General features: G+C 69.0%; 8 protein-coding genes. 6 read left to right on the forward strand and 2 right to left on the reverse strand.

The features are described 5' to 3' along the window. Positions 1 to 166: 166 nt before the first annotated feature. The 3 genes from Pmi06nite_RS28965 to Pmi06nite_RS28975 all read left to right on the forward strand — a co-directional run bounded on the left by Pmi06nite_RS28965 (position 167) and on the right by Pmi06nite_RS28975 (position 2,595). Entirely contained in the window at positions 167 to 481 is a 315-nt protein-coding gene (locus tag Pmi06nite_RS28965; protein WP_203956305.1) for a putative quinol monooxygenase, read from the forward strand. Positions 482 to 533: 52 nt separating this feature from the next. After that, positions 534 to 1,499 (forward strand): alpha/beta hydrolase, encoded by a 966-nt coding sequence (locus Pmi06nite_RS28970; protein WP_203956306.1) that lies wholly within the window; start codon positions 534 to 536, stop codon positions 1,497 to 1,499. Positions 1,500 to 1,770: 271 nt separating this feature from the next. Next, positions 1,771 to 2,595, forward strand: coding sequence for a helix-turn-helix domain-containing protein (locus Pmi06nite_RS28975; RefSeq protein WP_203956307.1), 825 nt, complete (start codon positions 1,771 to 1,773; stop codon positions 2,593 to 2,595). 93 nt (positions 2,596 to 2,688) lie between these two features. On the opposite strand, the gene Pmi06nite_RS28980 is transcribed toward Pmi06nite_RS28975, so the two are convergent. Next, complete coding sequence (locus tag Pmi06nite_RS28980) at positions 2,689 to 3,765, reverse strand: GlxA family transcriptional regulator (RefSeq protein WP_203956308.1); 1,077 nt, start codon at positions 3,763 to 3,765, stop codon at positions 2,689 to 2,691. A 227-nt stretch (positions 3,766 to 3,992) separates the two neighbouring features. On the opposite strand from Pmi06nite_RS28980, the gene Pmi06nite_RS28985 reads away from it, so the two are divergent. The 3 genes from Pmi06nite_RS28985 to Pmi06nite_RS28995 all read left to right on the forward strand — a co-directional run bounded on the left by Pmi06nite_RS28985 (position 3,993) and on the right by Pmi06nite_RS28995 (position 6,790). Further along, positions 3,993 to 4,631 (forward strand): HD domain-containing protein, encoded by a 639-nt coding sequence (locus tag Pmi06nite_RS28985; RefSeq protein ID WP_203956309.1) that lies wholly within the window; start codon positions 3,993 to 3,995, stop codon positions 4,629 to 4,631. A 33-nt stretch (positions 4,632 to 4,664) separates the two neighbouring features. Beyond that, on the forward strand, positions 4,665 to 5,603 hold the full coding sequence (locus Pmi06nite_RS28990) for an NADP-dependent oxidoreductase (RefSeq protein WP_203956310.1): 939 nt from the start codon (positions 4,665 to 4,667) through the stop codon (positions 5,601 to 5,603). 158 nt (positions 5,604 to 5,761) lie between these two features. Further along, a complete protein-coding gene (locus Pmi06nite_RS28995) occupies positions 5,762 to 6,790 on the forward strand; it encodes a methyltransferase (RefSeq protein ID WP_203956311.1) in 1,029 nt (342 codons plus the stop codon). Positions 6,791 to 6,876: 86 nt separating this feature from the next. Here the strand turns inward: Pmi06nite_RS28995 and Pmi06nite_RS29000 are convergent, their stop codons facing one another. Then, positions 6,877 to 8,406: a carboxylesterase/lipase family protein gene (locus Pmi06nite_RS29000; RefSeq protein WP_203956312.1), complete on the reverse strand. Its 1,530-nt coding sequence runs from the start codon at positions 8,404 to 8,406 to the stop codon at positions 6,877 to 6,879. Positions 8,407 to 8,613 lie beyond the last annotated feature (207 nt).

Consider the following 8,613-nt stretch of genomic DNA (forward strand, 5'->3'; position numbering starts at 1 on the left):
CCGGGCTGAATTCCACATGAGTAGAGGATCGTGCAAGAGCCGGAGAGCTTCGTTCTACCTTTGCCCTCTTGGGCAGGGTGGAATTGGATCAGCGAAGACGCCGGCCGGGTGGCGAAGGATCACCTGGTTGGGAGGATTCTGCATCTGTCCGAACAGGAGCGCTGTCATGAACGTCCGCTATGGGTTCAACGCCACCCTGACCGCCAAGCCCGGCATGGGTGACCGGCTGGTCGACCTGCTGTCGACCGGCCTGGACGAGGGCAAGCCGGCCGCGAGCGAGCACTGCGTCGTCTACCTCGTGTGCCGTTCGGCGTCCGACCCCGACGTCGTCCACGTCACCGAGGGTTGGACCAGCGAGGAGGACCACCACCGGATCTTCGCCGGCGAGGCCGCCCAGGCCATCGTCTCCCAGGTCCAGGATCTGGTTGCCGCGCAATCCCCGTACACCGACTACGTGCCGGTCGCCGGCAAGGCCTTCTGACCCTGCCCGTACACCCCTCCCTCTGACCGGAACACGTCCCGAAGGAATCCCCATGCCGTCCCTCGCACGCCCCGCTCTCGACCCCGAACTGAATGCTCTCCTCGCCGACATGCCGCTCATCCCGGAGATCACTCCGCAGATCCTCACGCAGTTGCGCCGGATGGCCCCGACGCCGATCGAGACCCTGCTGGACGGCCGCGCCGTCGACCGGCGCGAGGTCGCCGTCCCGGGCTCCGACGGCGCGCGGATTCCAATGACGGTCCTCAGCCCGCCCGACGCCGGCCCCGGCGCTCCGTGCGTCTACTGGATGCATGGCGGCGGCATGATCATGGGCGACCTGTTCTCGCAGATCGACATCCCGCTGGAATGGCTCGACCTGCTCAGTGCCGTTGTGGTCACCGTCGACTACCGGCTTGCGCCCGAGGCCGGCGGCATCACCCCTGTCGAGGACTGCTACCAGGGCTTGTCGTGGGTCGCCGATCACGCAGACGAACTCGGCATCGACCCCGACCGCGTCGTCGTCGCGGGCGCCAGCGCCGGCGGCGGGCTCGCCGCAGGCGTCGCCCTCATGGCCCGCGACCGCGGCACCCCCGCGATCGCCGCCCAGATGCTGATCTGTCCCATGCTCGACCACCGCAACGCCACCACCTCGAGTCGCCAGTACTCCGGCGAACCCGGCGTCTGGACCCGCGAGACCAACGCGTTCGCCTGGAACGCCGTCCTCGGCGACCTCACCGATGACCAGGTTCCCGGCTACATCTCACCCGCCAGAGCCGAAGACCTGTCCGGCCTGCCCGCCACCTACATCGACGCCGGTTCCGCAGAGGTCTTCCGTGATGAGGACGTCGACTACGCCACGCGCATCTGGGCCGCGGGCGGCCAGGCCGAACTCCACGTCTGGGCGGGTGGCTTCCACGGCTTCGACGCCCTCTTCCCCGACGCCCGACTGTCGACCGCCGCCCGCCGGACCCGCACTGAATGGCTCGCTCGCACGGTCAACCCCGAGACATCCCTGTAACGACCGCACCCACCAACGCAGACCGCCCATGCTTATGATCCTGGGGCCAGGAGGCGGGTGGTGCCTGGAATCGGCGTGGAATCCGGGGCGGGCCAGGGTCCGAAATGACTTGCAGGAAGGGCGCCGCAGGCCCGCCATGGCTGGGGATGTCGCACCCAGGAGACAAGGCTTGTCGCGGGATCTTTGACAGATCCGATCGGGGCCCCGGGCAAGGCCCGCCGGTAGGTGTCGTTGCACGCCTTTGACCTGGCATTTCCTACCATGGGACGGGATGGATAGTTCGCTGGGAGAGTTCCTCCGTGCTCGGCGCCGGCTCGTCACCGTTGATCAGGTGGGGTTGACCCGTACGGGTGGCCATCGCCGGACTCCGGGGTTACGCCGCGAGGAGATCGCGATGCTGGCCGGTGTCAGCGTCGATTACTACACGCGGCTGGAGCAGGGGCGGGAGCGCAACCCTTCGGATCAGGTGCTCTACGCACTGGCGGGGGCCTTGTGCCTCGATGCTGCGGCCACTGAGCACCTGTACGCGTTGGCGCGTCCGCGGATAGCCGAGAACAAGGATGCTTGCGGGGCCGATCGGGTCAGTCCACACGCGCTGCGCCTCATCGAGTACATGGAACCGATGTCGGCGTTCGTGGTGAACCGCCGGTTGGACATACTGGCCACAAACCGAGTCGCCCGCGCCATCTTCGAGGGATTCGAGTACAACACGAATCTCATCCGGCTGACTTTCCTCGACCCCGGGGCACGCGAGTTCTGGCGGAACTGGGAAGAGGAGGCCGCGGCCAATGTCGCCCACCTGCGGGCTGCGGCGGGTGCGAATCACGACGACCCGCTGCTGCGCGAGCTCATTGAGGAGCTCTCGCGGGGAAGTGACGCATTCCGCCAGCTATGGGCTCGCCACGACGTACAGGTCAGGACCTCGGGGTTCGTACGCCTGTACCGCAGTGAAGTCGGCCAGTTCGACGTGTGGCATGAGGCGCTGCGCTTCGAGAGCTTCCCTCATCTGCGGATCTTCAGCGCTGCACCCGAACCCGGCAGCCCGTCCGAGAGCGCTCTGGCCAAGCTGTGCGCAGCCAAGCAGGCCGAGGACTGAGCTGACTGCAAAGGACGAGCACGTAACCTGATCATGGAAAACGAGCGGGACCCGAGTCATGACCCCCGCCTGCGGTCCGATCCTCCTCAGCGGTCAACCCGCGTTGGCGCGGCGGGCCGTGCTGAACCGGCGTTGGTAGGCGGTGGGGCTGATCGACAGCTTCCTGGCGAAAACCCGTCGCATGCTTTCGTAACTGGGGAACCCTGCGAGGGTCGCGGCCTGCGTCGCGGTGTGTCCTTGGTCGAGCAGTGCCCTGGCCATGTCGAATCGGATGCTTTCCACGTATCGGGCCGGTGTCGTGGACAGCTCGTCCTGGAAAAGCCGGGTGAGGTGCCGGGTGCTCACGTTGAGGTGTTTCGCGAGTTCACCGAGCGAGTGGTCTTCGCGGGGGTTCGCCGTCACCAAGTCGGTGATTTTGCGGAGAGCCGGCGAGCGGGGCGGCGGTCCTTGCAGCGGTGCCGAGAACTGGGACTGGCCGCCCGCACGCTGCATGTACACCACCAGGGCGCGGGCGACGTCGCGCGCCAGGTCGGGCCCGTGGTCCTCTTCGACGAGAGCGAGCGCCAGATCGATGCCGGCCGTCACCCCTGCCGACGTGTACGTGGTGCCATCGCGAACGTAGATCGCGTCGGGCTCGACGCGGCACGTCGGAAACCGGGCGGCGAGTTTGTGCGTGACCTTCCAGTGCGTGGTCGCGCGCTTGCCGTCGAGGAGGCCGGCGGCGGCGAGGATGAACGCCCCGGTGCAGATCGACGCCACCCTGCCGGCCACAGCCGCCGGTATCCGCGCGGCGTCCGCCAGGTCGCCCGGGACGCGGGCGCTCGGATAGAGGTCGGACCCGGCCACCAGTAACGTGCCGAAGGCCGGCTCCGAGGAGACGGCGCCGTCGACCGCGATCCGGACCCCGAGGTTCGACGTGACGCCCGCACCGGTCGGCGACAGCAGCACGATCCGGTAGTCGGCACCGAACCGGTTCGCCTCCTTGAACACCTCCGCGGGACCGGCGACGTCCAGCAACGTCACTCCGTCGTAGACGAGGATCCCGACGTGATGGGGGGCGGCGCTCACCACTCCGGTCTCTCCGGAGCCGGATCCGCGCGGTGATGGCCGGACCCCGGCGGCACCGACCGCCGTCGGGTCGGCGACGCAGGAGGCATGGACACCGTTCATTGGTAGCACACCGTCACCGGAGATCACGGGGACCCCCGTGGGCGGGGTGCTCAACCGGCGGCGGGCGCCGAAGCCATCCTTCCGACCGCCCCTGGGCGGCTTCGCCCTGTCCGAATATGAGTGATTCCTGGCCGGACGAAGGCGGCGCCGCACGCCGATCGGTGGGCAGCATTGAAGTCGGACACACGGTCCACAGCCCGACATACTTCGCGGAAAGCCAGAGGGTCATGCCAGAGGTCATCGCGGGGTTGGAGATTCCTGAGACAGCGGCGGTCGCCGAAGCGACCAGGCTCGTCCAGGTGACGACCACCCCCCTCATCTACCACCACTCCCGGCGGGTCTTCTTCTTCGGCTTGATTCACGCTCACAAGCTCGGGGTGAAACCGGACCCGGAGCTGCTCTACTTGGCGGCCATGTTCCACGACACCGGCCTCTTGACTCCCTTTTCCGACGTCGAGCAGCGCTTCGAAGTCGATGGCGCCGACCACGCGCGCAAGTTCCTCCTGGACCGGGGTTTCTCGCCGGCCGCCGCCGAGACCGTCTGGACGGCGATCGCGCTGCACACCACGCCGGGCATCCCCGACCGGATGGCCCCGGAAATCGCGACCACGCAACTCGGCGTCCTGACCGACGTGCTCGGCTTCGGCCTGGACGGCCTGGAACACGATCAGCTGGACGAAATCCTCGCCGTCCACCCACGAGGGGACTTCAAGAACGAGTTTCTGCGAGCCTACGTCGACGGGCTCAAGAACCGCCCCGAGACCACGAGCGGCACCGTGAACTCCGACGTGCTCGAGCACTTCATCCCCGGCTTCCAGCGCACGACGACGGTCGAGCGCATCATCGGCTCGCCCTGGCCGAGCTGACATACCGGCGAACGATCTTGAAAGGATTCGAGCATGCGAGCGATCACCGTACGAGACCGTGACGCGGGTGTCGGCGGCCTCACCCTGACCGACATGCCTTACCCCCACGCTGCGGAAAACGACGTCATCGTGCGCGTGCACGCCGCGGGTTTCACCCCCGGAGAGCTCGACTGGCCGGGAACGTGGTCCGATCGCGCCGGCCGCGACCGGACACCCACCATCCCCGGGCACGAGCTGTCCGGAGCCGTGGTCGAGCTCGGCTACGGAACCACCGGCCTCACCGTGGGCCAGCGGGTGTTCGGACTGACCGACTGGGCCCGCAACGGATCCCTGGCCGAATACACCGCGGTGGAGGCTCGTAACCTCGCCCCCCTCGCGGCCGACATCGATCACACCGTGGCCGCCGCGCTGCCCATTTCCGGACTGACCGCATGGCAGGGACTGTTCGACCACGCCCACCTCACGACCGGCCAGACCGTCCTCATCCACGGCGCCGCGGGCGGCGTCGGCTCGATCGCCGTCCAGCTCGCGCGAGAGGTCGGCGCCCGCGTGATCGGCACCGGCCGAGCCGACGACCGTGATGTCGCGCTCGGCCTCGGTGCGCAGACCTTCCTCGATCTGGACGCCGACGATTTGCAGCACGTCGGCGAGGTGGACGTGGTGTTCGACGTCATCGGCGGCGACATCCTCGAGCGATCGACCCAACTGGTACGCCCGGGCGGCACCCTCGTCACCATCGCCATGCCGCCTACCGTGCAGCCCAAGGACGGGCGAGCCGTCTTCTTCGTCGTCGAACCCGACCGCGCGCGGCTGACCGACCTCGCCCAGCGCGTCCGGGCCGGACGGCTCAACCCCATCGTCGGCGCCGTGCGACCGCTTTCCGAAACGGCCTCCGCGTTCGCCCGCGACCGCCGCACGCCCGGCAAGACGATCATTCAGGTCGCGGACGAGCAAGGGGCGCAGCACTCGTGATCAGTGTGCGAATCGCCGGCGGCCTGCTGATCGCCGGTACGGCTGCCGCGGTCGTCGCATGCGCCGGCTGATCTGCCAGAACCTCGCCGGATGTATACAGCGCGCGGTGCGCGCGAATCCCCACAACGAAGGTACGTGATCAACCTATGCCCGAGACCGTGAGCTCTTCGGTGAGCGAAACCGGCACCCCGGCCGTCGTCGGCACCCTCATGCAGATGATCAGTGGCTACTGGGTGACCCAGATCGTCCGCACGGCGGTCGATCTTTCCATACCCGATCATCTCGCCACGGAGTCACTGACCCCGGAAGAGATCGCTGAGCGCGAGTCCAGCGACCCGCGCACCACATACCGGCTCCTGCGAGCCTGTGCTTCGCTCGGCCTGGTGGCCTACGAGGGCGATCGCCGGTTCTCGGGGACGCCGATGAGCGAGCTGCTCCGGTCGGGAGTGCCGAACACACTGCGGGAACTGGCCTTGGTCTGGGCCGGCCCGTCGCACTGGCGGCCCTGGGAGCGGTTGCCTGAGGCCGTCCGCAAGGGCGGCACTCAGGCCGAGGCGGTGCTGGGCACCGATTTCTTCTCCTACCTGGCCGAACGGCCCGAGGAGGCCGCGCTGTTCTCGACCGCGCTGGCGGGCGTCACCGACCAGCTGAACCGGCTGGTGGCCGCGACGGTCGACACCACGAACGTCTCGGTCGCGGTGGACGTCGGCGGCGCTACCGGAGCACTCGTACGCGCCCTCCTGCAGAGGAACCCGGCGCTGCGCGGCCTGAACCTCGACCTGCCGGTCAATGCGGCCGCGGCCCGGCAAGAGGCCGAGAAGGATGGTGTGGCTGACCGTTTCGAGGCCGTCGCCGGTGACTTCTTCCAGACCGTTCCGGCAGCCGACCTGTACCTGCTGAAAGCGGTGTTGCACGACTGGTCGGACGAGCAGTGCGTACGGATCCTCCGCAACTGCCGTGCCTCCGCCCGCCCGGGGGCCCGTGCCATGGTCGTGGAGAACGTGATCGGTGAGATCGGAGCCCCGGGCGTCGAACCGCTCGCCGACATGCACATGCTGGCCATGTCGCCGGGGCAAGAGCGTGACCTGCCCGAATTCGATGCGTTGTTCGCCGCCTCGGGATGGCGTCGAGTCTCGGTCAGCCCGACGGGTCTCAGCTTCAAGATGATCGAGCTGGAAGCGGTCTGACATGCGGCCGTGTCTCTCCGACGGGCGCGGGTAGCCGGAGTTCCGCTGCTCCTCACCGGCCGGCGCCTTCCAAGCGGATCGGCGTGTTACCGCGCGAGCAGCGGGAGCGCCGGGAAGGTGTGGTCCTGCCACAGCAGCCGGGAGGCCTCTTCCGGGTAGGCGGTGACCATCGACGGTGTGTCGAAGAGCTGTGCGAGGCGGTGGTCGGCGTCGTACGGAGGCCAGCCCGGGTCGCCCTGAACGGCGAACGCCGTCCACGCGCTGCGGATACGCGAGGACAGCTCCTCCGCCACCGGGGAGGGAGGGTCGCCGATCAACATGGCGGTCTGCCCGCTGCTCAGGTTGCCGAAGACGAGCGGCACGTCCAGGCCGTGGCAGGCGCCGAGGGCACCGTCCAATCCCGGGGCGGACCAGGTCAGTTCGTAGAGGTGGGCCTGGCCGCCGCCGGCGATCTGCGCGTCGGCGAGGTGGAGGCTCGGCATGCGGAACAACCAGTCCGCGTTGACCAGCTCGTACAGCTCCTCATCGGCCGCGGCCGGGAACGCCTCCCGGTACCGGCGTGCGCCGTCCGGGCCGGGGGCGAGCATGTGCAGCGCGGTCTCGGTCTGCTCATGCGTGACCTGGCCGAGCACGCCGTCGATCAGGCTGAACAACCGGTGCTCGTCACGCGTGTGCCCGACGAGAAGTCCGACGTCCCGGGCGGCGCCGCCGGCCAGCGCCTGCCATGGGGTCGCCGGCAGGACGTCACCGTCGACAACCGGTGCGAACGGGATCGGCCGGTGTGTGATCTGCCCCCAGCGCTCCCGCCACTGGACCATCTTGGCGAAGACCGCGTCGCCCGCGGCGGGCAGCCGGGCCGGGGCCACCGCCGACAGACCGGACGCCGTGGGCCGTACTCCCAACTCGGCGGCACAGGCGGCGGCGACGTCGGCGGCCAGTTCGGGGGAGAAGAACGTCCCCGGCACGCTCTGCGCGACCGCCCGGCGGAAGAGCCCGGCGGCGCGCGGCATGGCGAGCAGCGCGGCGACCGATCCACCACCCGCCGACTGCCCGAAGACCGTGACCTGGTCCGGATCGCCGCCGAACACCCGGATGTTGTCCCGCACCCACTGCAAGGCCGCGACCTGGTCGAGCAGTCCCCGGTTGCCCGGGGCTCCGCCGATCTGCGCGAAACCCTCAATGCCGAGGCGGTAGTTGAGGGTCACGACCACGGCTCCGCTCCCGGCCAGGTGCCCGGCGTCGTATTCAGGGAGGCTGGAGTCGCCGATGGCGTAACCGCCCCCGGGGATCCACACCATCACCGGGAGCCCCGCCGCCGGATCCGGTTCCGGCGTCCAGACGTTGACCGTCAACCAGTCGTCGCCGGCGTTGTCCTGAGACACCCCGAGCACGCTGGACTGCGGGGGCGGCGGGCCGTACGCGACCGCCGGGCGCACACCGTCCCAGCTGCGGACCGGCTGCGGCGCGGCGAAACGGAGGGCGCCGACCGGCGGCTCGGCGAACGGGATGCCGCGGAAGACCGCCAGGCCCGCCTCCCGGCCGCCGCGGAGGACGCCGGCCGCCGCGCGGACCTGCGGCTCGGGCTCGGACGGCTTGCTGGATGCGGTGACGGCCACTTTGCGGTTCCTCTCCGTTCCGGCTCAGCCGAGCATCGCAATGCGAGCCATCTGCGGGCAAACCATTTAGGGGGCAGCCAACATGAGCCTGGAACCACCATTGAGTTGATCTTGAACGCCGTCGTCCTTGCCGCTGTTCTTGTCGGGGTAGGACTTGCGCAGCCCGTTCGCCGCGATGGCCAGGTTCGTCATGATGGGTGCTCCTCG

The sequence above is a fragment of the Planotetraspora mira genome, assembly GCF_016863275.1.
Lineage (GTDB): Bacteria > Actinomycetota > Actinomycetes > Streptosporangiales > Streptosporangiaceae > Planotetraspora > Planotetraspora mira.

Bases quoted from the DNA above. Each gene is read 5' to 3' on its own strand.
- Pmi06nite_RS28975 (WP_203956307.1), top strand. From the start codon at position 1,771: ATGGATAGTTCGCTGGGAGAGTTCCTCCGTGCTCGGCGCCGGCTCGTC.
- Pmi06nite_RS28985 (WP_203956309.1), top strand. From the start codon at position 3,993: ATGCCAGAGGTCATCGCGGGGTTGGAGATTCCTGAGACAGCGGCGGTC.
- Pmi06nite_RS28990 (WP_203956310.1), top strand. From the start codon at position 4,665: ATGCGAGCGATCACCGTACGAGACCGTGACGCGGGTGTCGGCGGCCTC.
- Pmi06nite_RS28980 (WP_203956308.1), bottom strand. From the start codon at position 3,765: ATGAACGGTGTCCATGCCTCCTGCGTCGCCGACCCGACGGCGGTCGGT.
- Pmi06nite_RS28970 (WP_203956306.1), top strand. From the start codon at position 534: ATGCCGTCCCTCGCACGCCCCGCTCTCGACCCCGAACTGAATGCTCTC.
- Pmi06nite_RS28965 (WP_203956305.1), top strand. From the start codon at position 167: ATGAACGTCCGCTATGGGTTCAACGCCACCCTGACCGCCAAGCCCGGC.